This window comes from Aurantimonas manganoxydans SI85-9A1 (assembly GCF_000153465.1).
Taxonomy (GTDB): domain Bacteria; phylum Pseudomonadota; class Alphaproteobacteria; order Rhizobiales; family Rhizobiaceae; genus Aurantimonas; species Aurantimonas manganoxydans.
Genome location: NZ_CH672387.1, coordinates 3,765,493 through 3,790,398 on the forward strand (window position 1 = coordinate 3,765,493; position 24,906 = coordinate 3,790,398).

Consider the following 24,906-nt stretch of genomic DNA (forward strand, 5'->3'; position numbering starts at 1 on the left):
GGGGCGTGGGAACACGTCCCGCGCCGGCCGCCAAGCTTCCCTTGGCATAGCTTTGCGGGTATCGCGATGGAAGAGGAGACACCAACAATCCCAAAGGGAGGGGCACCAGCATGCTTGATAAACCGGGCCAGCGTCCGCCATCCGTGACCGATCAGGAAGCCCTGGACTTCCACTCGCAAGGCCGACCCGGCAAGCTCGAGATCAACCCGACCAAGCCGATGGCGACCCAGCGCGACCTGTCGCTGGCCTATTCGCCGGGCGTGGCGGTTCCGGTCCGCAAGATCGCCGAGGACCCGGAAACGGCTTTCGACTACACGGCCCGCGGCAACATGGTCGCCGTCATCTCCAACGGCACGGCGATTCTCGGTCTCGGCAATCTCGGCGCGCTGGCTTCCAAGCCGGTGATGGAAGGCAAGGCCGTGCTGTTCAAGCGCTTCGCCGACGTCGATTCCATCGATCTGGAGGTCGACACGGAGAATGTCGAGGAGTTCATCAATTGCGTGCGGCTTTTGGGGCCGTCCTTCGGCGGCATCAATCTGGAGGATATCCGGGCGCCCGACTGCTTCGTCATCGAGGAGCGGCTGCGCGAGCTCATGGACATCCCGGTGTTCCATGACGACCAGCACGGTACAGCGATTATCGCCGCCGCCGGCCTGATCAACGCGCTGCACCTGACCGGCCGCGACCTGACCTCGACTCGGCTGGTGGTCAACGGCGCCGGCTCGGCGGCGATCGCCTGCGTCGACCTCTTGAAGGCGATGGGCTTTGCCGCCCGCAACATCATCGTCTGCGACACCAAGGGCGTCATCCATCGCGGCCGCGAAAGCGGCATGAACCAGTGGAAATCGGCCCATGCGGTGGACACCGACCTGCGCACCCTCGCCGAGGCGATGGACGGCGCCGACGTGGTGTTCGGCCTGTCGGCCAAGGGCGCGCTGACGCCGGCGATGGTCGCCTCGATGGCCAAGAACCCGGTGATCTTCGCCATGGCCAACCCCGATCCGGAGATCACCCCGGAGGAGGTCGCAGAGATCCGCTCCGACGCGATCATGGCGACCGGCCGGTCGGACTATCCCAACCAGGTCAACAACGTCCTCGGCTTCCCCTACATCTTCCGCGGCGCGCTGGACGTGCGGGCCACGACGATCAACGAGGAGATGAAGGTCGCGGCGGCCGAAGCGCTGGCGGCGCTTGCCCGCGAGGACGTGCCCGACGACGTGGTGGCGGCCTATCGCGGCCAGCGCCCGCAATTCGGGCCGCGCTACATCATCCCGGTGCCGTTCGATCCGCGGCTGATCTCGGCGATCCCGCAGGCCGTGGCGAAGGCCGCCATGGACACCGGCGTCGCCCGCCGCGCGATCGGCGATTTCGAGGCCTATGACAAGGAACTGCGCTCACGACGCGACCCGATCGTCTCGACCCTGCAGCGCATCTATGACGGCGTGCGCCGGGACCCCAAGCGGGTCGTCTTCGCCGAGGGCGAGGAGCCGCAGGTGATGCGGGCCGCCCTCGCCTATGTGAACCAGAATCTGGGCACCGCCATCCTGCTCGGCCGCGAGGCCGAGATGCGCGAGACCGCCCGCGAGGCCGGTATCGACCTGGAGCGGCCGGGGCTGGAGATCATCAATGCGCGGCTATCCACCCGGGTGGAGGCCTATACCGACCTTCTCTACAGCCGGCTGCAGCGCAAGGGCTATCTGCACCGCGACTGCGTGCGGATGATGCGCAACGACCGCAACCATTTCGCCAGCGCCATGGTCGCCACCGGCGATGCCGACGCGATGGTCTCGGGCGTAACGCGCAACTACCAGACGGTGCTTGCGGACGTGACCCGCGTTCTCGACGTCGAACCCGGCCATTGCATGATCGGCGTTTCCATCGCCCTGTGCCGCGGGCGCACCGTGTTGGTCGCCGACACGGCGGTGCACGACATGCCGAATGCCGAGGAACTCGCCGACATCGCGGTGGAAGCCGCGGCCATGGCCCGCAAGATGGGCTACGAGCCGCGGGTGGCGATGCTGGCCTATTCGACCTTCGGCAATCCGCCGGGAGACCGGGCGCAGAAGGTGCAGGATGCGGTGCGCATCCTCGACAGCCGGAATGTCGATTTCGAGTATGACGGCGAAATGAACGCCGACGTGGCGCTGAATGCCGAGCTCATGGAGCAGTACCCGTTCTGCCGCCTGTCCGGCCCGGCCAACGTCCTGGTCATGCCGGCCTTCCACTCGGCCTCGATCGCCACGAAGATGCTGCAGGAGCTCGGCGGCTCCAAGGTGATTGGGCCGTTGCTGGTCGGGCTCGAGCGGCCGGTGCAGATCGTCTCCCTCGGTGCCCGCGATTCCGACATCGTCAACATGGCGGCCATCGCCGCCTATGATGCGATCGGCTGATCGACACAACGGGCCGGGGGCGGACCGGAGGCGCCCCCGGCACCAATGCGTTCACCCGTTGGTGCGTTGTAGCGCCGGCCGGTTCGCGCCATTTGCGGATTGTCAGCCTGCGTTCATCGAAGGCATGCTAGTTCGGGCATCTTGCAGGCGGAGACCACTCGGCCGAAGATGTCACCGTCGGCTGACGGGGAACGGATCGGCGCCTGTGGGCGCTGCCGCTCCGTGACAATGCCGTTCACCTGCCGATCGTACCCGGCAGGCCATCGCCTGAGGAAGTCGAGTCATGCCGAAAACCATGCAGATCGCAGTCGCAGCTCTCCTGGCGATGACGCTGGGCGCCGCCGCGCAGGGCAGCGACGAAAAGGTCAATGTGCTGCAATACGCGTTGTCGCATCCGTCGGACAACGCCCAGATGCAGCGGCCCCCGGCGCTCGGCGATTCGGTGCCGGCAAGCGTCAACCTGCAGCAGGCCAACGGCAATACGAGCTTTGCCTATTTCTACTATGCCGGCCAGCCGGTCATCGTCGACCTGAAGACGCGCAGCATCGTGCGGATCGGCGAGTAGCAGTGCCCCGCCACCAGCCCGCGGCGGTTAGACCCGAGGGGCCGGGGTCGCGGTTCAGGTGGCAAAGCGGCCCGCATCGGCGCCGTAATGGCCGATATAGCGCGGATTGATCCGTTCGCGTGGCAAAACGACGAGAACGTCGGTGGTGCCGAACTGGCGGTCGACCACCGCCCCTTCCCCGATATAGCCGCCGAGGCGGAGATAGCCCTTCAGGAGCGGCGGCATCTGCGCCAGCGCCGATCGCATGTCGGCGATCTCGCCCATGTCCGGGAAGAACGTGCCGCGATGGGCATGGGCGCGCACGGCCCATTCGGCCGGGGCCGGGGCGTTCTGCTTCAGGAACGCCAGCGGCAGCGCCAAGGCCTCGGTATCGGTGCCGGCCAGCGAGGCGCAGCCGAACAACACGTCGATGTCGTGGGCCAGGACATAACTCCAGATCCCCTGCCAGAGCAGTTCGACCGTGCGCTTGCCGCGATAGTCCTTGAGAACGCAGGAGCGTCCGAGTTCGAGAAAGCGCTTGCCGGAATGGCGGGCGATCATCGGCGCGATGTCGAATTCCTGCGCCGTGTAGAAACCACCGGCCAGTTCCGCCATCTCCGCCCGCATCAGGCGGTAGGTGCCGACGATCCGGTTGGTCGTGGAGCCGCCGCGCTTGTGATCAATCACCAGGAGATGGTCGCAATAGCGATCGAAACCGTCGCTGTCGCGCCGCGTCATCTTCTGGAATTTCGACGGCTGGGCGCTCATTTCCTCGTAAAAGACGCGATAGCGCAACTGCTGCGCCGCCTTGACCTCGGCCGAGCTGCGCGCGAGCCGAACCTCGAGCTCGCCGATGCGGCCGAGGATCGGGGTCGCAGGGTCGAAGCTGATCGGCACCCGGCGCATCTTGGCGGGTACGAACCGCAAGGCGACATGGCCGAAGTCGAACGCCGCAGGACGCGGGGTCACGGCGGATACATGTCGGGTCCCGTCCACGGTCATCGCAACTCTCCCTCGATCCCCATGCCATCCACGCGGTACAAAGCTTCGGCGACGTTTTGATGACCGGCGCCCTCGCCCGTCACCTCTTCGCGCCTTGAAGAGACACCCGAAGGCATCCTCCCGGGACCAACCATCCGGTTCCGGCCCCCGTCGCCTCTGCCGACGGACTGTTCGGCCGCGCGGCAATCCACCAAAATGGCGTCGCCGCGGCCCCTTATCAACTCATGTCGACGACGACACGCCCGCGGATCTGGCCGTCGATGATCTTCCCGGCGGCATCAACGATACCATCAAAGTCGATGTCGGTCGCGATCGCTCGCAGTTTGGCAGGATCGAGATCCTCGGCCAGCCGCTTCCAGGCCCGCAATCGCCGCGGCTTCGGAGCCATGACGGAATCGATGCCGAGCAGCGAGACCCCGCGCAGGATGAAGGGCGCTACCGAAGCCGGCAGATCCATGCCTTGGGCAAGGCCGCAACAGGTGACGACGCCGCCGTATTTCGTGGCTGCCAGGACATTGGCGAGCGTGTGGCTGCCGACCGCATCGACGCCGCCGGCCCAGCGCTCCTTGGCAAGCGGTCTGCCCGGCTCCGCCAGTTCGGCGCGGTCGATGATCTCGGTCGCTCCCAGATCACGCAACCAGCCGGCTTCCGCCGGGCGACCGGTCGAGGCAATGACAGTCCAGCCGAGCTTCGACAGAAGCGCGACCGCGACCGAGCCGACTCCACCGGAGGCACCGGTGACGACCACCGGTCCGGCATCCGGACTCAAGCCCGCATCTTCCAGCGCCATCACCGACAGCATGGCGGTGTAGCCGGCGGTGCCGATCGCCATCGCGTCCTTGGCAGAGAAATTCTCGGGCAGCGGCACCAGCCAGTCGCCGTTCAGCCGTGCGCGCCCGGCAAAGGCGCCGTGATGGGTTTCGCCGACACCCCAGCCGTTGAGGACGACCTTGTCGCCCCCCTGCCAGCCGGCATGGGTCGAGCGCAGCACGGTCCCGGCGAGATCGATCCCGGGGATCAGGGGCCAGCGGCGGACCACCGGGCCCCGGCCGGTGATCGCCAGACCGTCCTTGTAATTGACGGTGGTGGCCTCGACCGCGACGTCCACATCGCCGTCCATCAGGTCGTCCGTCGACATCTCGACGATATCGACCGACTGCGTCTTCGCCTCGTCCCGCGATACGCGGATCGCCCGGAATGTCTCGCTCATCCTGCGCTCTTTCCGTTCCCTGTCATCGCTCGCCATGCCTTACCTGACAGAGGGCGCGCGCCATGCTTGTCAATCGACGGTTCTGTCCGCCCGCGCCCTCACCCGCTCGCGGCGTGGCTGCAGGATGAACTCGTCGAAGAGGATCACGCCGGCGCCGACGGTGATGCAGGCATCGGCCAGGTTGAAGATCGCGAAGGCCCAGACCGGGGTGTGAAAATAGACGTAGTCGACCACATAGCCGAGCAGGACGCGGTCGATGAGATTGCCGATCGCGCCGCCGACGATGATGGCGAGGCCGAAATGGGTCAGCCGCCGATCCGCCGGGGTCTTGATCCAGAGAATCATCACCACGACCAGAACCACGCCGGCCAGGGCGGCGAGACCGACTTCCCCCATCCCGGAGAACATCGAGAAGGCGATGCCGTTGTTGCGGGCGTGGTAGATCGCCAGGAACGGCAGCAGCTCGATCGCCTCGCCAAGCGCCATCTTGGCGACCACGAGTGCCTTGATCATCTGGTCCGCCATCACGGCCAGCACGACGACGAGAACGTTGAACAGAACGAGGTTGCGGTTCACAGCGTCAGCGCTCCACGCCGCGCCTCGAACAGCATCACGCCCGTGGCGACCGCCAGATTGAGGCTGTCGGCGCGGCCGGACTGGGGAATGCGCACCAGCACGTCGCAGATCCGCGCGAGCGAGGGTGTCAAACCGGCCTGCTCGTTGCCCATCAGCAGGATCGTCGGCTGGGCGCCGTATCTGGGCTCGCGATAATCGACGGCGCCCTCCATGTGGGTGCCGGCGACAAGGCCGGAAAAGCCCTTGCGCCATTCGAGGAACTCCGCCTCGCTCGCCTTGGCCAGCGGCACGGCAAAGATCGACCCCATGGTCGCCCGCACGGTCTCCAGCGAGAACGGATCGACCGTCTCGCCGATCAGGACGACGCCCGTCGCCCCCGCGGCATCGGCGGTTCTGAGGACCGTGCCGAGATTGCCCGGATCGCGGACCCGGTCGAGCGCGACAATGACGTTGCGGCCCGAGACGTCGAGCTTGGCCAGCGGCGTCAGCCGGCGACGGAACACGCCGACGGCATTCTGCGGATTGTCGCGGCGGGTGATCGCCTCCAGCACCTTGGCGTTGGCTTCGAGGACGTCGCCGCCCAGCGATACAGTCCGCGCGGCGGTCTTCTCCAGGAATTCGTGTCCGGCGGCGGCGCGAGCGATGACCAGCGTCTGGATCTCCCAGCCCGCGTCGAGCGCGTCGCCGACGAGCTTCAGCCCTTCAGCGAGGAACAGGCCGGTTTCGTCGCGATGGCGCTTCTGGGCCAGCGCCCGGATGTCCTTGACGATGGGGTTGGAGACGCTGGACACCTCCTTGACCCGGCCGGGGGCGCGGGTCGGGGCAAAGTGCCGGCCGTCACCGGTCTCGGGCGGGCGCGAGCGGTCAGTCATCGGGGGCACTCCAGCGGGAAAACAGGGATGTGGACAGGACCCGCGGCTCGGCGCCCTCCTCGCGGATGACAAGTTCGCCGGATGCGAGGTCGCCGCCGAGACCGCGCATGGTCTCCCCCATCAACGCCGACAGGGAATAGAACGAGGCGCGGATCGAATAGGCGGTGAGGATCGCGAAAAGCGGCTTGTCGGACAAAAGCGCCCGGGTCAGCGACAGGAGGTACGGCAGATCCTCGAAGAGCTGCCAGACCTCGCCCTTGGGACCGCGGCCGAACTTCGGCGGATCGAGCAGGATCGCGTCGTACTGGCTGCCGCGCTTGATCTCGCGCTCGGCATAGCGGACGGCGTCCTCGCAGATCCAGCGAACCGGCTTGTCGCCGAGCCCGGCCATCTCCTGGTTCTCGCGCGCCCAGCCGATCGCCTTCTTGGAGGCGTCGACATGGGTCACATCGGCTCCGGCCCGGGCCGCCACCAGCGAGGCGACGCCGGTATAACCGAACATGTTGAGCAGCCGGACGGGGGTCTGGCGCGCGCGGTTGGCCTTGCGGATCGCGTCCTCGGCAAACGACCAGTGGGCCGCCTGTTCGGGAAACACGCCGACATGGCGGAACGAGGTGAAGCGGCCCTGATAGGACAGCCCGTCATAGGTCAGCGGCCATGTCTCGCCGAGCGGAACCTTGGGGAAGCGCCAGCGGCCGGTGCCTTCCTCGTCCGTGTCGCCGGTGAACTCGGCGTCGGCATCCTGCCACCTTGCTGGGTCGCGCGGCTCCCAGATCGCCTGGTTCTCCGGACGGCGCACCAGCAGCGGCCCGTAGCGCTCGAGCTTCTCGCCGCGCCCCGAATCCAGCAGCGCATAGTCCGGCGTCGCCGCCACGGTCAGGATCAGCGGGCCGGATTCCGCCGGCCGTTCGCCGGTCGGCGCCGGCAGGTCCAGCCGGGTCACCGCAGGCGGCTCGACGCGCGGGGTCTTCGTTTCGGCGGCCTGACCGGCGGGCGATGGCGCGCGGATGCGCTGCCGTCCGGCGCCAGTGTCCTTGACCTGCGCGGAGCCCGATTTTGCCGCGGCCTTGCGGCCCATCCGCCGTGCTCGCGCCAAGACGAGCCTCCCTGCCTGTTTGTGTAAACGCGCTCCTTAGCGGTTCCGCCCCATCTTGGCAAAGCGATGCAAAACGTGGTCGTTAAGGACGGCATCAAGCTGACGGGGCCTTCACACGCCCCACCCACCAGGGAGGAACTGTCGATGGATCTCAAGGGCGAATACCGGCTCCCGGCCCGGCGCGAAGCGGTGTGGGCGGCGCTGAACGACACCGACGTTCTGCGCGACTGCATCCCCGGCTGCCAGAGCCTGGAAATGACCGGCGAGAACGAGATGGCCGCGACGGTGGTGACCAAGATCGGCCCCGTGAAGGCGAAGTTCGAGGGTCAGGTCCGACTGGAGAACATCGAGGCTCCGCAGAGCTATTCGATCGTCGGCGAAGGCAAGGGCGGGATCGCCGGCTTCGCCAAGGGCGGCGCCGACGTGCATCTCGCCGAAGACGGCGACGAGACGATCCTGACCTACGACGTCAAGGCGCAGGTGGGCGGCAAGATCGCCCAGCTCGGCGGCCGGCTGATCGATTCCACCGCCAAGAAGCTGGCCGGGCAGTTCTTCGACTGCTTCGCCGAGAAGGTATCAGGTGGCGCCAGTTCCGCGGAGGGCACGACCGAGGCCGTCTGAGGGCGGACCGGGCCCGTCTTCGCACGGAATGATGCGGGGCTGATCTCGATCGGCCTCGCATGCGCCGGCAGTCGCCGCCCGATCAGGCGGCGCGGGAGGTGACCAGCGAGGTCGACGTGCCGGAGGCCTTGGCGCGCTCTTCCTGAAGATGCCGCAGCTTGGCCTCGTTCTCGCTCGCCTCGCGGCGCAGCCGCTCGACCTCGTATTTCCGCTTCCAGGATTTGCGCCGGTAATGGGACTGGGTCAGCCAGGTGCCGATGCCGCCGAGCACCACGCCGAGGATCACCGCGCCCAGAAGCAGGATGAAGAGCGGCGCCGAGAAGGCGAGCTGCGGCAGCGTGCCGATGGGGTCGAGCGAGACCGGCACCGCCTGTCGGTTGGCCACGCAGAAGACGATCAGCACGATCGCGATCGGCACGAGAATGATGAAGGACAGGATTTTCGAGATCATCAGACGTCGCCCCAGATGCTGTTTTGTCGTGCGCCCGGATCGAACGGAATCGGTGTCCCGGTCGATGTAGGCCATTGCCAGAGACTGAAGATGGGCCATTGCCCGGTCGCGTCAATCACTCTCGCACCCTCGGCCCGTGCCTACATAGGCCTTGCCCGGCCAGTCGCGGTCGCGAGGCACGGATCCTTCCGGTCCGACCTGCACGGTTTCGGCCCGGCGGATCGACCTCGCCCCCACAAGGTTCCACCGGCCGAACGCCACATCAGTCGGCGTTGAGGCGCTCGCGCAGTTCCTTGCCGGCCTTGAAGAACGGCACCCATTTCTCTTCGACGGCGACCGCCTCGCCGGTGCGCGGATTGCGGCCCGAACGCGGCGGGCGATGCTTGACCGAGAAGGCGCCGAAGCCGCGCAGCTCGACCCGGTTGGATTCGCACAGCGCGCCGGTGATCTCGTCGAAGATCGCGTTGACGATCGTTTCCACGTCGCGCTGGTAGAGATGTGGATTACGCGTGGCGATGGCCTGCACGAGTTCCGACTTGATCAAGCGACTGCTCCCCCTGAGCACGGTTTGAGATGCCCGTCTCCGCTCGACCCCAATCGGAACGGTGGGCAGTGCGCGACAATCCAGTTGTTTCCGCCACTTAACGCAGCGAGGACGCACCGCTCAAAGGCTGCCAGAGCGACACGAGACCGTCAAGGTGACCGGCCTTGCGAAGCACGGCGGCGGTCAGCGAGCCCGACCGGGGATCGAGGCCGAAGACGCCGTAGATCGCCGCCCGGGCACCGGCGAACATCGAGAAGTCGAAACCGTCATCCTTGGGCTCACGGTCGACGATGACCAGATCCCTGGCAATGCCGCGATCCTCTTCGAACCAGCGGCGCACCTCGTTCTCGCCGCCCAGGGCGTCGACCAGCCGGTTCTTCAGGCCCTGCTGGCCGCTGAAGATCGAACCGTCGGCGAGAGCCTTTGCCTCCGCCATGCTCATGTCGCGGCGCTCGGCGACCAGCGCGACGAACCACTCGTAGGTGTCCATCACCAGCCGGTTGATCATCTCCTTGGCTGCCTCCGGGGCGGGTGCGAAGGGCGAGGGTTCCGCCTTCAGCGGTGCCGACTTGATGGCGTTGATCTGGACCCCGACCGTATCGAGCAGTTGCGAGGCATCGACATACTGGAAGATGACGCCGATCGAGCCGACGATGGAGGTGCGCCGGGCCACGATGTGATCGGCGCCGGAGGCGATCATGTAGCCCGCCGAGGCCGCCAGCGTGCCGACCTCGGCCGCCACGGGCTTCACTTCGGCGATGGCCCGCACCGCCTCGTAGATGGATTCGCCGCCGACCGTCGTGCCGCCCGGGGAATCGATGCGCAGGACCACCGCCTTCACGGCGTCCTCGTCCTTCAGCCGATCGAGAAGGTCGAGCAGCTTCTGGTCCTTGAGGATCATGCCCTCGATCGAGACGCGGGCAATCTGATCCTTGGACGTTGCCATGCGGTCGGCCGACAGGGCGTAGGCGCCCGCAGCAATAGCAACGGCGACGATCAGGATGGCGGCGACGCGCCAGAAACTGAGCTTGCGGCGCAACCGGCGACGGTCGATCAGATCCTCGATCGCGGACATGGTGCTCTCCGTGCGAGCGGACGCCCAGTCGCCCGCGCCGCGAGGGTTACAGCATCACTTGGAAAGATGGAATCGGTTTTCCGGGCGCAACGCCGCCGTCCGGCGGCCCGGTATGCCTCGACGGCCCGCCTGACCGTCCCCATATGGCGGCGACCGGCGTCCCGGCATACGAACAATTCACATTTTACGGATATCGCTGGACGCGTATCTCGGCCGGACGCAAAAACCCCGTATTGCTGTGCAGGATGCGCGAACCGCCTTCGCGGCGCCGCAACGGCAGGCAGGGAGCGATGGCACGCAGAGGACGAAATCGATGGTAGACAGCGACCATCCCCAGTTGCGTGCGGCCCAGATCGGGGATCGCGCCCTCACACCCCCCGCGTCACGGGCGTCGCACGAATTTGCGCGGGCCCGGCGACATTCGCGGCTCGTGCGCATTCTGAAGATCGGATTGCCGGCCCTTGCCGCGATCATCGTCGTGGGCGGCATCGCCGTGACCTGGGTGGCGCGCAGCCTGCCGGAGGATTTCTCCGTCAATGGCACGTCGATCGAGGACGGTCGCATCGTCATGCAGGATCCGCGCATGTCGGGAATCGACGGCAAGAACCGCCCCTATGAGCTGGTCGCCGAACGGGCGATCCAGGCACTGGGTGGCGGCGGCGTCGATCTGGAGACGATCGCAGCCAAGATCGCCATCGACGACGAGATTTCGGCGGATATCAAGGCCGCCTCTGGCAAATACGACCCGACCGCGGAGACCCTTGTGCTTGCCGGCGGCGTGCGGGTCGCCACGACCAACGGGATTACCATCAGCCTGTCGGCGGCCGACATCGACATTGCCAGCGGCGCCTTGAAAGGCGAGGGTCCTGTCCGGATCGAAACCCCGGAACAGACCATCGAAGCGAGCTCCCTGAACCTGACAAATGGCGGCGACGTCATTACCTTCGGCGGACGGGTGAAGATGTTGCTGCGCCCGGACAAGTCGTCGCAAGCCCTGCAACAAGCGTCAACCAGCGAGTAGTTCATGCCCAGCATCATTCCCCGCAGCGCGAACATCGCCGGCGCCGTCTTCCTCGTCGGGCTTGCGCTCGGTGCGCTGGCGCCCGCGCAGGCGCAACAGACAGAGCCCGGCCTCGGCAAGAGTTTCGGTGGCCTGCAGGTCGACGGCGACCAGCCGATCTCCATCGAATCCAACCAGCTCGTCGTCGACGACGCGAAGGCGGTCGCGACCTTCACCGGCAACGTCCAGGTCGAACAGGGCGAGACGGAACTGCGCACCGGCCGCCTCGTCGTCACCTACAAGAAGGACGAGACCGGCGGCAGCCAGCCGGCCGGTGGCGGCGGCCTGCCGGGCGGCTCGAACCAGATCGAGCGGCTGGAAGCCAGCGAGAAGGTCTATGTGAAGTCGGCCGATCAGGTCGCCACGGCCGACCAGGCCGATTTCGACATGGGGACTCAGGTCGTGGTAATGCGCGGCAATGTCGTTCTCACCCAAGGCCAGAACGTCGCCGAGGGTTGCCGGCTCACCATCCAGATGGACACCGGGCTGGCCCGGCTGGAAAGCGCCTGCGACGGCGGTGCCGAGACCGGCGGCCGCGTGCGGCTGATGCTGACGCCCGGCGCCGGGCAGGCAACGAATTGAGGCAGGCGTTGAAACGGCAGCCCGCGGCCATGGCCAATGCCGAGCCGGGCCCGCACCCGGCCGCGCCGACTTACGGCCTGCCGCACGGGATAGGCGACCTCGAAGGTCTCCACCCGGATGCGGCCGAGGGCACGCTGGCGGCGGCCGGCCTGACCAAGAGCTATCGCGGCCGACGGGTCGTCGACGACGTCGGCCTCTTGGTCCGGCGCGGCGAGGCGGTCGGCCTGCTCGGCCCGAACGGCGCCGGCAAGACCACCTGCTTCTACATGATCACCGGGCTCGTGCCCGTCGATCAGGGCCGCATCATGCTCGACGGCCACGACATCACGACCGTGCCGATGTATCGGCGCTCGCGTCTCGGCATCGGCTATCTGCCCCAGGAAGCATCGATCTTTCGCGGCCTGTCGGTCGAGGGCAACATCCGCGCCGTGCTCGAAGTGGTGGAGCCCGACCGCGACGTGCGCGAAGAGGAACTGACGGCGCTGCTCAGCGAGTTCCACATCGACCATCTGCGCAAGCAGGCCTCGACCTCGCTCTCGGGCGGCGAGCGGCGGCGCTGCGAGATCGCCCGGGCCCTGGCCTCCAAACCCACTTTCATGCTGCTGGACGAGCCTTTCGCCGGCGTCGATCCGATCGCCGTCTCCGACATCCAGCAACTGGTCCGGCATCTCACCAAACGCGGCATCGGCGTGCTCGTCACCGACCACAATGTGCGCGAGACGCTGGGTCTGATCGACCGGGCCTACATCATGCATGCCGGCGCGGTGCTGACCCACGGCAAGCCGCAGGAGATCGTCGACAATCCGGATGTGCGCCGGTTCTATCTCGGCGACGAATTCAGCTTCTAGCCGGTCCCTGCACAATCTCTGCGCAACCGCCGACCGGCGCTTGCGCCGGTCGGCGAGCCGTCGATTCCGGAACCACCGGGACGCGCGCAATCGCACGCAGCAACCGCGCCGCGCGACGCCATGGCGCGATCGAACTCACATTGACAACGAATGCGGCAAGCCGCTTTGATGACCGGTGACGGCCGCGTGATCGATGCGGTCTCGACCGGGGATGCCCATCGTCCCCACCAGCAGTCGCACTGGGGAGTGTCTCGGCGTCCATGGCTCTTTCCGCCAAACTGCAGATGCGGCAATCGCAATCGCTGGTGATGACGCCCCAGCTGCTGCAATCGATTCGGCTGCTGCAGTACTCCAATGTCGAGCTGGCGGCCTATGTCGACGGCGAGATGGAGCGCAACCCGTTGCTCGCCGCGGGCACCGCGGAGGCCTCCGGGCGCCCGGCGGCGGAGATGGACACACCGGCCGATTCGCCCGTACCGCTTCAGCCCCGCGAGGAAGCAGCCGCGGGCACGCAGATCACCGGATCGGAAAATGACAACGCGGCCTTCGAGAGCGGCTTTGCCGGGCGCGAGGACGCCGGCGACCGGCCGGAGCGGGCGGCCCCGATCGCCCGCGGCGAAGGCCGCATCGCGGCCTCCGATCATGATTTCAGCGTCGAGGATCTGGCAGAGCGGCGGCCGTCGCTCAACGCCCATGCCCTTTCGGAAGTGCGCGACGCGGTGTCTGACGGCCCCGCCCGGAAGATCGGCGAAGCGATGGTCGAGCATCTCGACGAGAGCGGCTATCTGCGCCTGTCCTGCGACCAGCTTGCCATCGATCTCGGCGTGACGGTCGCCGAGGTCGAGGCGGTGCTGACGGCCATCCAGAGCGAGGCGACGCCGGCGGGCCTCTTCGCCCGCGGCCTTGCCGAATGCCTCGCCATCCAGCTGCGCCGCCGCAACCGCTTCGACCCGGTCATCGCCGCTGTGATCGACAATCTCGACCTTCTCGCGCGGCGGGACTTCGCCGCGCTCAGGCGGCTGACCGGCGAGGACGAATCCGGCCTGATGGACATCCTGGCCGAGATCCGGGGCCTCGACCCCAAGCCCGGCCACGCCTTCGACCACGAGGGCTTCGAGTCGATCGTGCCCGACGTCCTCGTCACCGAAGCGCCGAACGGCGGCTGGCAGGTGGAACTCAATCCCGACGCCCTGCCCCGGGTGCTCGTCGACAACAATTATCTGCGCACGGTGCGCAGCGGTGGCCTGTCCGACGACGACCGCGCCTTCATCGGCGAATGCCAGCAATCGGCCAACTGGCTGGTGCGGGCGCTCGACCAGCGGGCCAAGACCATCGTCAAGGTCGCCAGCGAGATCGTGCGGCGGCAGGACGGTTTCCTGACCCACGGCATCGGCGGATTGAAGCCGATGACGCTGATGGCCGTGGCCGAGGCGATCGGCATGCACGAATCGACCGTCAGCCGGGTGACGGCGACCAAGTTCATCGCCACGCCCCGCGGCACCTTCGAGATGCGCTTCTTCTTCACGGTCGCGATCGCCTCGGCCAACGGCGGCGACGCCCACTCGGCCGAAAGCGTGAAACACCGCATCAAGCTGCTGATCGATGCCGAGAGCCAGGGCAAGGTGATGTCCGACGACGACATCGCCGCCATCCTGAAGAAGGAAGGCATCGATCTGGCACGCCGCACCGTGGCCAAGTATCGTGAGGCGCTGGGCATTCCCTCATCGATCCAGCGTCGACGCGAGATGAACGCACGGCGGCTGGCCTCCTGATGGCGGTTCGCTCCCCGGACTCACCGGCCCGACGAGCCCCCTGCGCAGGTGCCTGCGACGGGGCCATCGAGGCTGCGTTGACACTCCAGGCGATCCTCCCTAGAAGGCGCCACTTCTCGAGCCCGGAGGGCAAGATGCCCGCTCATCCCGCAATTGCGACGACCGGACGGCATCCAACTCCGGCCCGGCGCGTTTCTGTCGACCGGTTCACGAAACCGGGTCAACTGTCATTGCAAGGGAGTTTCCAGCCATGACACTGCGTATTTCGGGAAAGCACATGGACATCGGCGACGCGTTCCGCACGCGGATCGGTGATCGTCTGAACGAAGCGGTCGACAAGTATTTCGACGGCAATTTTTCCGGCACGGTCGTCGTGTCGAAGAACGGTTCGCGTTTCTCGACCGACTGCGTGGTGCATCTCGATACCGGTGTCGTCTTCCAGGCCGCGGGACAGGCCCACGAGCCGGATGTGAGCTTCGCCGAGGCCGCCGAGCGGATTGAGAAGCGGCTGCGCCGCTACAAGCGGCGTCTGAAGGATCACAAGGCATCCTCGAGCGAGCATCGCGACATGGCCTATTCGGTCATGGCGGCGATCCCGGAAGAGGAAGAGGAACTTCCCGAGGATTTCGCCCCGGCGATCATCGCCGAAACCACGCTGAAGGTCGGCACCCTGTCGGTCGCCGGCGCGGTGATGGAACTCGACCGCCAGGACAGCCCGGTGGTGGTGTTCCGCAATGCCAAGTCCGGTGACCTGAACCTCGTGTTCAGGCGTGCGGACGGCAATTACGGCTGGGTTGATCCGTCGACCTACGCAGAGCGGGCGTGAGCGCCACACAACGTTCGGCGCTCACATTCACGCGCTACGCAGGATAAGGCATCGCAGCGATGGATTTCGAAACGCTCATCGAACCGGCGGCGATTCTGCCCGGCTTGCGAGCCAATTCCAAGAAGCAGGTGCTTCAGGAATTGGCCGAGAAGGCCGCGGAGATCACCGGACTCACCGAGCGCGAGATCTTCGAGACGATCCTGCAGCGCGAAAAGCTGGGCTCGACGGGCGTCGGCAACGGCATCGCCATCCCGCATGGCAAGCTGCCGACGCTCGACCGGATCGTGGGCGTGTTCGCGCGCCTCAGCCGTCCGGTTGAGTTCGACGCCCTCGACGATCAGCCGGTGGATCTCGTCTTCCTGCTCCTGGCGCCCGAAGGTTCGGGCGCCGACCATCTGAAGGCCCTGTCCAAGGTGGCGCGGTTGCTGCGCAATCCCGACACCGTGGCCAATATCCGCGGCTCGCGGGACGCCGGATCGATCTATTCGCTGATGACGGCGGCGGCCACCCAGAACGCCGCCTGAACCAGGCAGGCTTGGCGTCCATCCAGACAATGAAAAGGCGGGCCTGCAGATGCAGACCCGCCTTTGTCGTTCAGGGCATGACGCGCTGCCGTCAGTGGGTGCTGACGGTCTGCAGCTCGTTCTCGTCGGCGCTCGCAAGGATGCTGCCGCGATCATCGGAGACTGCCAGCGGCGTGCCGTCGGCAGAAAACAGCGCCCAAAGGTTCAGCCCCGGCTCGATCGACTTGGCAGCCGGGAAACGCGCGCGCATGTCGTCGGAGGACATGCGGCGCAGATAGGCGAGGTGGCCCTCGCCAACCGCCGCGAGATCGGTCTCGCTCATGGTCGAAGCGATGTCATGGGTCATGGGACGTCTCCTTTCTAGGCAAACGTAGGCAATTCGAGTCAGTCGGCGACCGCAATCTGGATCTTCTTGACGATTCGCTCGGGTTCGGGCTTGGCCAGATCCACGAGCAACAGGCCGTTCTTCAGTGTGGCACCGATGATCCGCATGCCGTCCGCGAGCAGGAAGCATTTCTGGAACTGCCGCGCCGCGATGCCGCGATGCAGATATTCGCGCTCTGCGTCGTCGGTCTGGCGACCACGGATCATCAACTGGTTCTCTTCCGTCGTGACCTCCAGGTCCTCGGGACTGAACCCCGCTACCGCCAAGGTGATGCGGATCAGGTCCTCGCTCTTGGCGTCGGTCGGCTTCGGACGGATGCGTTCGATGTTGTAGGGCGGGTATCCGTCACCGCCCTTGGCGATTCTCTCCAGCGTCTTTTCGACACTGTCGAAGCCAAGCAGCAACGGGCTGGAAAACGGCGTCATTCGGCTCATCGGTCGTGAAGTCCTTCGGAAAGCGACTTTCGGTGGCAGCGGCCCTGACAGGCACCGCTCCGGCCAATGATCTCCATATGGCGTCGCCCCACGCTCCATTCAATCGGTCGCCGTCCCGCATCCGGCCCATTGGTTGATCCGCATCGTCGCACCGCTTCCTTGCCAAACGAAAAACGGCGGCCCGCTTTCGCGAACCGCCGTCCCGTCGTTCCGCCACGAACCGGTCAGGAAGCCGTGGTCGGACCGGGTCGGAAGTTCAGCGCCACGCCGTTCAGGCAATGGCGCTTGCCGGTCGGCGCGGGGCCGTCATCGAAGATATGGCCGAAATGGCCGCCGCAGGTGGCGCAATGGACTTCGGTCCGCGTGTAGATGAGCCGGAAATCCTCGCGGGTGCCGATTGCATCGTCGGACAGCGGCGCCCAGAAACTCGGCCAGCCCGTGCCGGAATCGAACTTGGTCTCAGACGAATAGGCCGGCGTGTCGCAGCCGGCGCAGGCGTAGACACCGGCTTTCTTGTTGTCGTTCAGCTGGCTGGAGAAAGGCCGCTCGGTCGCCTCTTCGCGCAGCACGGCGAACTGGTCCGGGGTCAGCAGCTTGCGCCACTCGTCCTCGGTCTTGGAAACGGGGAAGGTTTCGTCGTTGGCGTGGGCGCCGGCGCGGAAGAACAGGCTTCCGCCGATCGCCGTCACTGCCAAAGCGGCCGCGCTTGCCAGGAAGTTTCGTCTACGCATGGGACATCTCCTTCTGTAGGGCCGGCTGATCTGATCCGCGCGGCGAGCGCGTCGCAGCGATACTTGCCGATCGCCGCCGTCTACCGGATATGGCTTGCTTCGCAGCCGCATGCCAGCTTGTTACGCAGAAGTGACAAACGACGTATCCCGCGCCGGTGACGGCGCGGGAGATCGGTTGACATGACCGCCGCTATCGTCATGAAAGTCGGCGGCCCGCCGGAGCCGATTACATGGACGGCATCAGGACCGTGTCGATGACGTGCACGACACCGTTCGACTGCATGACGTCGGCCTGGATCACCGTTGCGGTGTTGCCGGCGGCGTCCATGACGACGATGTTGTCGCCGTCCATGCCAAGCGTGATGTTCTCGCCGGCGACGGTCGGTGCCGGGTGCTTGCCGCCATCATCCTCGATCATCTTCATCGCGGCTTCCGACGATGCCTTGGCCGGGACCACGTGATAGGTCAGGATCTTGGCCAGCTTTTCCTTGTTCTCCGGCTTCAGGAGATCGTCGACCGTGCCGTCGGGCAGCTTCTCGAAGGCCTCGTTGGTCGGTGCGAAGACGGTGAACGGGCCTTCGCCGGAGAGCGTCTCGGCCAGACCGGCAGCCTTCACGGCGGCGACCAGCGTCGTCAGGTTGGAGGCGGCGGAAGCGTTCTCGACGATGGTCTTTTCCGGGCTCATCTCGGCGCCGCCGACCATCGGCATGTCCTGCGCGAAGCTGCCGGCGCTGAAGCCGACGGTGCCTGCTGCAACGAGCGAGGCGATGGCGGCCGAACGGATAAGGGTCTTGATCATATCAATAGTCTCCCAGTGAAACTTGGATTTCCGTGGAAATCTCGGTTCCTCCCGGTCAGGAGGATACGGGAGATACGAAGGGTCGGGCCGCGTGGCTTCGAAAGATGCGATCACGGCTGCGTCAGTCGAACTTGACCGGCGGACAGCCGACCCGGCGCGGGTACCGGCGGTTCAGTCGTCGACCCGTCCGCGCAGATTCTTGATCTGGGAGCGGCCCTTCTTGGCCTTCAGGCGCCGCTCGACCGAGCCCTTGGTCGGCCGCGTCTTGCGCCGCGGCGGCAGGGGCGGCTTCAGCGCTTCGCGGATGAGGGCCGCCAGACGCTCGCGCGCATCCTCGCGGTTGCGCTCCTGGCTGCGGAAGCGTGACGCCTCGATCAGGACGTCGCCGTCCTTGGTCGCCCGTTGTCCGGCAAGCCGCAGCAGGCGGCGCAACGTATCGGGGTAGAGCGCGGCCGACTGGGCGGCGGCAAAGCGCAGTTGGACCGCGGTGGAGACCTTGTTGACGTTCTGTCCGCCCGGTCCGCCGGCGCGGATGAACTGCTCCTGCAGATCCCCGCCGGAAATCGTCACGCGCTCGTTGATGATCAGATCGTGATCGCCGGCCATGCCCTGCCCCGTCTGCGACCGTCAGCCGCGTCCCGATGGGCATCGATAGCGCTGCCGGCTCCGGGCGGCAATGCGGCGGCGCGCGAATGGGTTCCGGAAGGTCGCTGGAGGACCGCCGGCACCGCGAAGTCTGGCGGCACCGGCGGGGGAACGACATTGCTATTCGGCGGCGAGCGCCTGGGCCGGGGCCGCCTGCATCACCTCGACATCGACGTGATCCTCGAACTTGGCAAAGTTCGACCGGAACATCGAGACCAGCCGTGCTGCCTGCGCGTCGTAGGCGGCCTTGTCCGTCCAGGTGGTGCGCGGGTCGAGAATGGTCGTGTCGACCCCCTCCACCGCAACCGGCACCTGGAAGCCGAAATTCGGATCGGCGCGGAACTCGGCATCCTTCAGGCTGCCGTCGAGCGCCGCCGAGAGCAGCGCGCGGGTCACCTTGATCGGCATGCGATGGCCGGTGCCGTAGGCCCCGCCGGTCCAGCCGGTGTTGACCAGCCAGCAATCGACCTGATGCTGGGCGATGAGGTCGCGAAGCAGATTGCCGTATTCGGCGGGATGACGCGGCATGAACGGCGCACCGAAGCAGGTCGAGAAGGTGGCCTCCGGCTCGGTCACGCCCTTTTCCGTGCCCGCCACCTTGGCGGTGTAGCCCGACAGGAAGTGGTACATGGCCTCGGCTGGGGTCAGCCGGGCGATCGGCGGCAGCACGCCGAAGGCGTCGGCCGTCAGCATGATGATGTTGCGCGGATGACCGTCGACGCCGGTGTCGCTGGCATTGGGGATGAAGTGCAGCGGATAGGCGGCGCGGGTGTTCTCGGTCAGCGATCCGTCGTCGAAGTCGGGCACGCGGTTCTCGTCGAGAACGACGTTCTCCAGGACGGTGCCGAAGCGACGGGTGGTCGCGAAGATTTCCGGCTCGGCCTCGGGCGACAGGCGGATGGTCTTGGCGTAGCAGCCACCTTCGAAGTTGAAGACGCCGTTCTCGCCCCAGCCATGCTCGTCGTCGCCGATCAGCGTGCGACGCGGGTCGGCGGAGAGCGTGGTCTTGCCCGTGCCCGACAGGCCGAAGAACACGGCGCCGTCGCCGTCCGGCCCGACATTGGCCGAGCAGTGCATCGGCATCACGCCCTTCTCGGGCAGGATGAAATTCAGTGCGGTGAACACCGACTTCTTCATCTCGCCGGCATAGGAGGTGCCACCGATCAGCACGATCTTGCGGGACAGATCGACGCCGATGACGGTCTCGGTGCGGCAGCCGTGGCGTTCGGGATCGGCGCGGAAGGACGGCAGGTCGATGATCGTCATCTCCGGCACGAAGTCGCGCAACTCGTCCTGCGACGGCCGGATCAGGAGATTGCGGATGAACAGCGAGTGCCAGGCATATTCCGTGACCACGCGCACGCGGATGGCGTTTTCGGGGTCCGCACCGCCGATCAGATCCTGCACGAAGAGATCACGGCCGGCGGCCGCGGCCTGAAAATCCTCGCGCAGCCGTTCGAAGGCGTCGGGCTCCATGGCGGCGTTGTTGTCCCACCAGACGGCCGGGTCGGTCATCTCGTCGCGGACGATGAACTTGTCCTTGGCCGAGCGGCCGGTGTGCTTGCCGGTGGTCGCCACGAAGGCGCCATGCGCCGTAAGCCGCCCTTCGCCACGGCGGATGGCGGTTTCGATCAGTTCCGCTTCGCCGAGGTTCCAGCGCACGGAGGACAGGCCATCGAGGCCGGTCGTCTCGATTCCGCAATCAGGATTTCTCGTGCCGATCTCGTCCACTGTCGTCTCCTTGCCGGAAGCCCGCGTCTGCCAGGCCAGCGCCCACCATGTTTGCCGCGCGTCCACTAACTACCCAGCGACTTCCAACAAGCAAGCCCTCCGGGCGGAAAATCGACAATCAGAACAGTCACTTAATCGATTAAATCCGAACGCCTCCCGATATGATCGATTTAAATCGCGGCGGGAGAGCGACGACATGGCGCGGTCGCCGCGGCATGGCGGACCTGCCCGCCCGGACGCCCCTTCGAGGCTCTCATGACCAACGCGGCGACCGCGATCGCGCTGGCACCTTTCCCGGTCCGCTGCATTGTTCCATTCGAGAGCACCGGCTTCGGTGCAAGAAGAATGCGACAGGAGAACGCCATGACCACCAGCGACATCGACAAATTCTGGGAGACGATCGGCAATTTCGACACCTGCATGGTGGTGACGCGCGACGGCGGCCGGATGCGGGCGCGCCCCATGGCGCTCCGCCTGCGCGGCGACGACCGGAAGCTCTATTTCCTGACCGAGCGCATGACCCACAAGGTCGAGGAGATCGCCCGCGACGACGACGTCGCCTGCACCTTCTCCAAGCACGGACAGTACATGTCGCTGTCGGGACGCGCGGAAGTGGTGGGTGACCGGTCGCTCGTCGCCGATCTGTGGGATGCCTCCGCCGAAGCATGGCTGCCGGAGGGCAAGAACGATCCCGACGTGGTCGTTCTCGTGGTCGATCCGGACTCGGCGGAAATCTGGGACGTGAAAGCCAGCAAGATCACCCAGGCCTGGGAGTTCGCTCGCGCCTATGTCGGCGGCAAGGAGCGGCCGCAGATCGGCGAGCAGCGCAAGGTCGATCTCTAGACCGGCCGAGCCACCACCCTGCGACCGGCGGGTCCGCGGGGCGGTGCCGGACACAGGACGAAGCCGCCGCGCGGGATGCCAGCCGGCCGAAAACTTCCGCTGCGTCTTTGTAATTTTCCAATCCCGCCACATTTATCGCTGATTGGCGCTGCCGATGGCGCGTTCCCTGTTGCGGAACGCATCAGCAGAAGGGACATCTGCCTCGACGGCCGCGACCAGTGATCCTGCCGGGCGCGGCCGAGCCCCTCTCGCGACATGCACGTCGCTGCGAGGGACGGAAACTGGAGAAGATCGCAATGCCAACCATCGCCCTTGTCGACGACGACAGGAACATTCTCGCGTCGGTCTCGATCGCGCTGGAGAATGAGGGCTACCGGGTCGAGACCTACACCGACGGCGCGTCCGCGCTGGAGGGCCTGCAGTCCCGACCGCCGAATCTCGCCATCTTCGACATCAAGATGCCGCGCATGGACGGGATGGAGCTGCTGCGGCGCCTGCGCCAGAAATCCGATATCCCGGTCATCTTCCTCACCTCCAAGGACGAGGAGATCGACGAATTGTTCGGCCTGAAGATGGGCGCCGACGATTATATCCGCAAACCGTTCTCGCAGCGCCTGCTGGTCGAGCGGGTGCGGGCGATCCTGCGGCGCGGCGCGCCGCGCGAGGCGGCCAAGCCCGGCGGCCCGGTGCCCGAATCCTCGCTGGAGCGGGGCCAGCTCGTGATGGATCAGGAACGCCACACCTGCACCTGGACGGGCCATCCGGTGACGCTGACCGTCACCGAATTCCTCATCCTGCACTCCCTCGCCCAGCGGCCCGGCGTGGTGAAGAGCCGCGACGCCCTGATGGACGCGGCCTATGACGAGCAGGTCTACGTCGACGACCGCACCATCGACAGCCACATCAAGCGGCTGCGCAAGAAGTTCAAGGCGATCGACGACGACTTCGACATGATCGAGACCCTCTACGGGGTCGGCTACCGCTTCCGGGAAGCGTGAGCGGGCCCTAGAAAGGTCGATGGTGTCCATCAGCGAAACAGAAGCCGGCGATGGCGGTTCGGAGCGGCGCAACCGACGGCGGCGCGAGGCGATCGTGCGCGGCCGCCTGCGCCGGCTGCCGTTCATCCGCAGGGTGCTCTACCGCACGCGCTGGCTGCTCGGGCACACGATCTTTTCGTCGCTGACACGGCGCATCGTCTTCCTCAATCTCGTCGCGCTGATCGTCCTCGTTTCGGGCATCCTGTACCTCAACCAGTTCCGCGCCGGGCTGATCGACGCCCGGGTCGAAAGCCTCCTGACCCAGGGCGAGATCATCGCCAGCGCCATCGCCTCGTCGGCGACGGTGGAGACCAACTCGATCACCCTCGACCCCGAGCGTCTCCTGGAGCTCCAGGCCGGCGACACGCTGGCGCCGAGTGCCGATTCCACCGACAGCCTCGACTTTCCGATCAACCCGGAGCGGGTCGCGCCGCTGCTGCGACGGCTGATCTCGCCGACCCGCACCCGGGCGCGTCTCTACGACCGCGACGCCAATCTCATCCTCGATTCCCGGCATCTGTATTCGCGCGGGCAGATCCTGCGCTACGACCTGCCGCCGGTCGCGGTGGACGAGGAGCCGGGGTTCGGCGAGATGCTGGCCGACTGGTTCCAGCAATTGTTCCAGCGCCGCGACCTGCCGGTCTATCGCGAGACCCCGGGCGGCTCTGGCGCCGCCTATCCGGAGGTGATGAACGCGCTGACCGGCGGCCCGGCCACGGTGGTGCGGGCAACCGAGAGCGGCGAGCTCATCGTCTCCGTCGCCGTGCCGATCCAGCGTTTCCGGGCGGTGCTCGGCGTTCTGATGCTGTCCACCCAGGGTGGCGACATCGACAAGATCGTGCAGGCCGAGCGGACCGCCATCGTGCGAACCTTCGCCGTCGCCTCTCTGGTGACCATCGTCCTGTCGATCCTTCTCGCCTCGACCATTGCGACACCATTGCGGCGCCTGTCGGCGGCCGCGATCCGGGTGCGGCGCGGCGTCAACGAACGCACCGCGATCCCCGATTTCGGCGACCGTGCCGACGAGGTCGGCAATCTGGCCACCGCGCTGCGCGACATGACCAATTCGCTCTATGCCCGCATGGACGCGATCGAGACCTTCGCCGCCGATGTCAGCCACGAGCTGAAGAATCCGCTGACTTCGTTGCGCAGCGCCGTGGAGACGCTGCCGCTGGCCCGCACCGACGCCTCGCGTGAGCGCCTGCTCGACATCATCCAGCACGATGTGCGCCGGCTCGACCGGCTGATCACCGACATTTCGGACGCTTCGCGCCTCGATGCGGAACTGGCTCGCCAGATCGCCAGCAAGGTCGATCTCGCCCAGCTCCTGCGCGCCGTGGTGGAGGGTGCCCGCAGCCAGTCCAAGGCCGGCCGGCAGGTCTCGATCACCTTCGACAAGCAGGCGCTGCCGGGCTCGATCAAGGACGGCTACGTGGTGACCGGCCACGATCTGCGGCTGAGCCAGGTCTTCACCAACCTGATCGAGAATGCCCGCTCCTTCGTGCCCGAAACCAACGGCCGTATCGACGTCCTCCTGCGCCGCCGCAACAGCCGCGTCGTCATCGTGGTCGAGGACAACGGCCCTGGCATCCAGGCCGAGATCATCGACCGGATCTTCGAGCGCTTCTACACGGACCGGCCCTCGGCCGAGGCCTTCGGTCAGAATTCCGGCCTCGGCCTGTCGATCAGTAGGCAGATTGTCGAAGCCCATGGCGGCACGATCCGGGCGGAGAACATCGCCGACAGCGACGCGCCCAACGGCGTTGCGGGTGCGCGGTTCATCGTGTCCTTTCCGGCCGAATGAGCGAGCCGGCCAATCTTCACGGCTGCGCGATCCGGATCGGCGATCTCGGCATTCTGATCCGCGGCCCGGCGCGCAGCGGCAAATCCTCCCTGGCGCTGTCGACGTTGCGCCGTTGCACGGCGCTGAACCTCAAAGCACTGCTGGTGGCCGACGATCGCGTGGTGGTCGCCCAAGATGGCGGCAACGCCGTCTCGATGTTGGCGCCGGCGGCGCTGGCCGGGCTGATCGAAGTCTCCGGCATCGGCATCCTGCGGGAGCCTTTCGCGACCTCCGCCCGCCTCGGCCTGGTCGTCGATCTGGTCGACCCGGCCGGCATCGAGCGGTTGCCGGAGCCCCGAACGGCGGAGATTCTCGGGCAGGCGATCCGGCGGGTGGAACTGCCGGCACGCGAGGCCGGCTTCGGCGCCGACATCCTCGCCTCGCTGGTGCTTTCACCGCCCGTCAACGACGTCTGAGACAATGGTGACCGGCAAGTGCGCAGGGCATGATCATTTAACTTGCGTA

General features: G+C 66.5%; 27 protein-coding genes. 13 read left to right on the forward strand and 14 right to left on the reverse strand.

The window, feature by feature from the left end:
• Window positions 1–110: 110 nt before the first annotated feature.
• Window positions 111–2,390, forward strand: a complete 2,280-nt coding sequence (locus SI859A1_RS17730) for an NADP-dependent malic enzyme (protein WP_009211055.1) — start codon at window positions 111–113, stop codon at window positions 2,388–2,390.
• Between the two features lie 283 nt (window positions 2,391–2,673).
• Window positions 2,674–2,955, forward strand: coding sequence for a hypothetical protein (locus SI859A1_RS17735; RefSeq protein WP_040325981.1), 282 nt, complete (start codon window positions 2,674–2,676; stop codon window positions 2,953–2,955).
• A gap of 54 nt (window positions 2,956–3,009) precedes the next feature.
• Here SI859A1_RS17735 and olsB read toward each other — a convergent pair whose 3' ends face one another.
• The 5 genes from olsB to SI859A1_RS17760 all read right to left on the reverse strand — a co-directional run bounded on the left by olsB (window position 3,010) and on the right by SI859A1_RS17760 (window position 7,672).
• Entirely contained in the window at window positions 3,010–3,936 is a 927-nt protein-coding gene (olsB, locus tag SI859A1_RS17740; protein WP_009211056.1) for a l-ornithine N(alpha)-acyltransferase, read from the reverse strand.
• Between the two features lie 217 nt (window positions 3,937–4,153).
• Window positions 4,154–5,146 (reverse strand): acrylyl-CoA reductase (NADPH), encoded by a 993-nt coding sequence (acuI, locus tag SI859A1_RS17745; RefSeq protein ID WP_040325982.1) that lies wholly within the window; start codon window positions 5,144–5,146, stop codon window positions 4,154–4,156.
• A gap of 69 nt (window positions 5,147–5,215) precedes the next feature.
• Window positions 5,216–5,722: a signal peptidase II gene (gene lspA / locus SI859A1_RS17750; RefSeq protein WP_009211058.1), complete on the reverse strand. Its 507-nt coding sequence runs from the start codon at window positions 5,720–5,722 to the stop codon at window positions 5,216–5,218.
• The gene (locus SI859A1_RS17755) at window positions 5,719–6,594 is read right to left on the reverse strand and encodes a TrmH family RNA methyltransferase (protein WP_009211059.1); all 876 of its coding nucleotides are present in this window, start codon (window positions 6,592–6,594) and stop codon (window positions 5,719–5,721) included. The genes lspA and SI859A1_RS17755 overlap by 4 nt, the downstream gene beginning before the upstream one ends.
• A complete protein-coding gene (locus tag SI859A1_RS17760; RefSeq protein ID WP_009211060.1) occupies window positions 6,587–7,672 on the reverse strand; it encodes an RsmD family RNA methyltransferase in 1,086 nt (361 codons plus the stop codon). Before SI859A1_RS17760 ends, SI859A1_RS17755 begins: the two co-directional genes overlap by 8 nt.
• Before the next feature lie 162 nt (window positions 7,673–7,834).
• Between SI859A1_RS17760 and SI859A1_RS17765 the strand changes: the two genes are divergently transcribed.
• Window positions 7,835–8,311 (forward strand): SRPBCC family protein, encoded by a 477-nt coding sequence (locus SI859A1_RS17765; RefSeq protein ID WP_009211061.1) that lies wholly within the window; start codon window positions 7,835–7,837, stop codon window positions 8,309–8,311.
• 82 nt (window positions 8,312–8,393) lie between these two features.
• Here SI859A1_RS17765 and SI859A1_RS17770 read toward each other — a convergent pair whose 3' ends face one another.
• From SI859A1_RS17770 to sppA, 3 genes are all read right to left on the reverse strand, one after another.
• On the reverse strand, window positions 8,394–8,762 hold the full coding sequence (locus SI859A1_RS17770) for a lipopolysaccharide assembly protein LapA domain-containing protein (protein WP_050767583.1): 369 nt from the start codon (window positions 8,760–8,762) through the stop codon (window positions 8,394–8,396).
• Window positions 8,763–9,024: 262 nt separating this feature from the next.
• A complete protein-coding gene (locus SI859A1_RS17775) occupies window positions 9,025–9,306 on the reverse strand; it encodes an integration host factor subunit beta (protein WP_009211062.1) in 282 nt (93 codons plus the stop codon).
• Window positions 9,307–9,403: 97 nt separating this feature from the next.
• Window positions 9,404–10,381, reverse strand: a complete 978-nt coding sequence (gene sppA / locus SI859A1_RS17780; RefSeq protein ID WP_009211063.1) for a signal peptide peptidase SppA — start codon at window positions 10,379–10,381, stop codon at window positions 9,404–9,406.
• 238 nt (window positions 10,382–10,619) lie between these two features.
• Between sppA and lptC the strand changes: the two genes are divergently transcribed.
• The 6 genes from lptC (at window position 10,620) to ptsN (ending at window position 15,993) form a co-directional block, all read left to right on the forward strand.
• Entirely contained in the window at window positions 10,620–11,402 is a 783-nt protein-coding gene (lptC, locus tag SI859A1_RS17785; protein ID WP_009211064.1) for an LPS export ABC transporter periplasmic protein LptC, read from the forward strand.
• Between the two features lie 3 nt (window positions 11,403–11,405).
• On the forward strand, window positions 11,406–12,023 hold the full coding sequence (locus tag SI859A1_RS17790; protein ID WP_009211065.1) for an LptA/OstA family protein: 618 nt from the start codon (window positions 11,406–11,408) through the stop codon (window positions 12,021–12,023).
• A gap of 29 nt (window positions 12,024–12,052) precedes the next feature.
• On the forward strand, window positions 12,053–12,871 hold the full coding sequence (lptB, locus tag SI859A1_RS17795) for an LPS export ABC transporter ATP-binding protein (RefSeq protein ID WP_009211066.1): 819 nt from the start codon (window positions 12,053–12,055) through the stop codon (window positions 12,869–12,871).
• A 260-nt stretch (window positions 12,872–13,131) separates the two neighbouring features.
• A complete protein-coding gene (gene rpoN / locus SI859A1_RS17800) occupies window positions 13,132–14,643 on the forward strand; it encodes an RNA polymerase factor sigma-54 (RefSeq protein ID WP_009211067.1) in 1,512 nt (503 codons plus the stop codon).
• Between the two features lie 250 nt (window positions 14,644–14,893).
• Window positions 14,894–15,469, forward strand: coding sequence for a ribosome hibernation-promoting factor, HPF/YfiA family (gene hpf, locus SI859A1_RS17805; protein ID WP_009211068.1), 576 nt, complete (start codon window positions 14,894–14,896; stop codon window positions 15,467–15,469).
• A 59-nt stretch (window positions 15,470–15,528) separates the two neighbouring features.
• Window positions 15,529–15,993, forward strand: a complete 465-nt coding sequence (gene ptsN, locus SI859A1_RS17810) for a PTS IIA-like nitrogen regulatory protein PtsN (RefSeq protein WP_009211069.1) — start codon at window positions 15,529–15,531, stop codon at window positions 15,991–15,993.
• Window positions 15,994–16,084: 91 nt separating this feature from the next.
• Here the strand turns inward: ptsN and SI859A1_RS17815 are convergent, their stop codons facing one another.
• The 6 genes from SI859A1_RS17815 to SI859A1_RS17840 form a co-directional block, all read right to left on the reverse strand.
• Complete coding sequence (locus tag SI859A1_RS17815; RefSeq protein ID WP_024349478.1) at window positions 16,085–16,339, reverse strand: BQ00720 family protein; 255 nt, start codon at window positions 16,337–16,339, stop codon at window positions 16,085–16,087.
• A gap of 38 nt (window positions 16,340–16,377) precedes the next feature.
• A complete protein-coding gene (locus SI859A1_RS17820; protein ID WP_009211070.1) occupies window positions 16,378–16,812 on the reverse strand; it encodes an Hsp20 family protein in 435 nt (144 codons plus the stop codon).
• Window positions 16,813–17,036: 224 nt separating this feature from the next.
• On the reverse strand, window positions 17,037–17,543 hold the full coding sequence (gene msrB / locus SI859A1_RS17825) for a peptide-methionine (R)-S-oxide reductase MsrB (protein ID WP_009211071.1): 507 nt from the start codon (window positions 17,541–17,543) through the stop codon (window positions 17,037–17,039).
• A gap of 226 nt (window positions 17,544–17,769) precedes the next feature.
• Window positions 17,770–18,342 (reverse strand): fasciclin domain-containing protein, encoded by a 573-nt coding sequence (locus SI859A1_RS17830; protein ID WP_009211072.1) that lies wholly within the window; start codon window positions 18,340–18,342, stop codon window positions 17,770–17,772.
• Between the two features lie 171 nt (window positions 18,343–18,513).
• Complete coding sequence (gene arfB, locus SI859A1_RS17835; protein WP_009211073.1) at window positions 18,514–18,948, reverse strand: alternative ribosome rescue aminoacyl-tRNA hydrolase ArfB; 435 nt, start codon at window positions 18,946–18,948, stop codon at window positions 18,514–18,516.
• Between the two features lie 159 nt (window positions 18,949–19,107).
• Window positions 19,108–20,718 carry a phosphoenolpyruvate carboxykinase gene (locus SI859A1_RS17840; protein WP_009211074.1) on the reverse strand — a complete coding sequence of 537 codons (1,611 nt, stop codon included), beginning with the start codon at window positions 20,716–20,718 and terminating at the stop codon, window positions 19,108–19,110.
• Window positions 20,719–21,081: 363 nt separating this feature from the next.
• Here SI859A1_RS17840 and SI859A1_RS17845 point away from each other — a divergent pair, with 363 nt between their 5' ends.
• The 4 genes from SI859A1_RS17845 to SI859A1_RS17860 all read left to right on the forward strand — a co-directional run bounded on the left by SI859A1_RS17845 (window position 21,082) and on the right by SI859A1_RS17860 (window position 24,857).
• Window positions 21,082–21,561: a pyridoxamine 5'-phosphate oxidase family protein gene (locus SI859A1_RS17845; RefSeq protein ID WP_040326724.1), complete on the forward strand. Its 480-nt coding sequence runs from the start codon at window positions 21,082–21,084 to the stop codon at window positions 21,559–21,561.
• A 296-nt stretch (window positions 21,562–21,857) separates the two neighbouring features.
• Entirely contained in the window at window positions 21,858–22,559 is a 702-nt protein-coding gene (locus tag SI859A1_RS17850; RefSeq protein WP_009211076.1) for a response regulator transcription factor, read from the forward strand.
• A gap of 19 nt (window positions 22,560–22,578) precedes the next feature.
• On the forward strand, window positions 22,579–24,402 hold the full coding sequence (locus tag SI859A1_RS17855; protein ID WP_009211077.1) for a sensor histidine kinase: 1,824 nt from the start codon (window positions 22,579–22,581) through the stop codon (window positions 24,400–24,402).
• On the forward strand, window positions 24,399–24,857 hold the full coding sequence (locus SI859A1_RS17860; RefSeq protein ID WP_009211078.1) for an HPr kinase/phosphorylase: 459 nt from the start codon (window positions 24,399–24,401) through the stop codon (window positions 24,855–24,857). Before SI859A1_RS17855 ends, SI859A1_RS17860 begins: the two co-directional genes overlap by 4 nt.
• Window positions 24,858–24,906 lie beyond the last annotated feature (49 nt).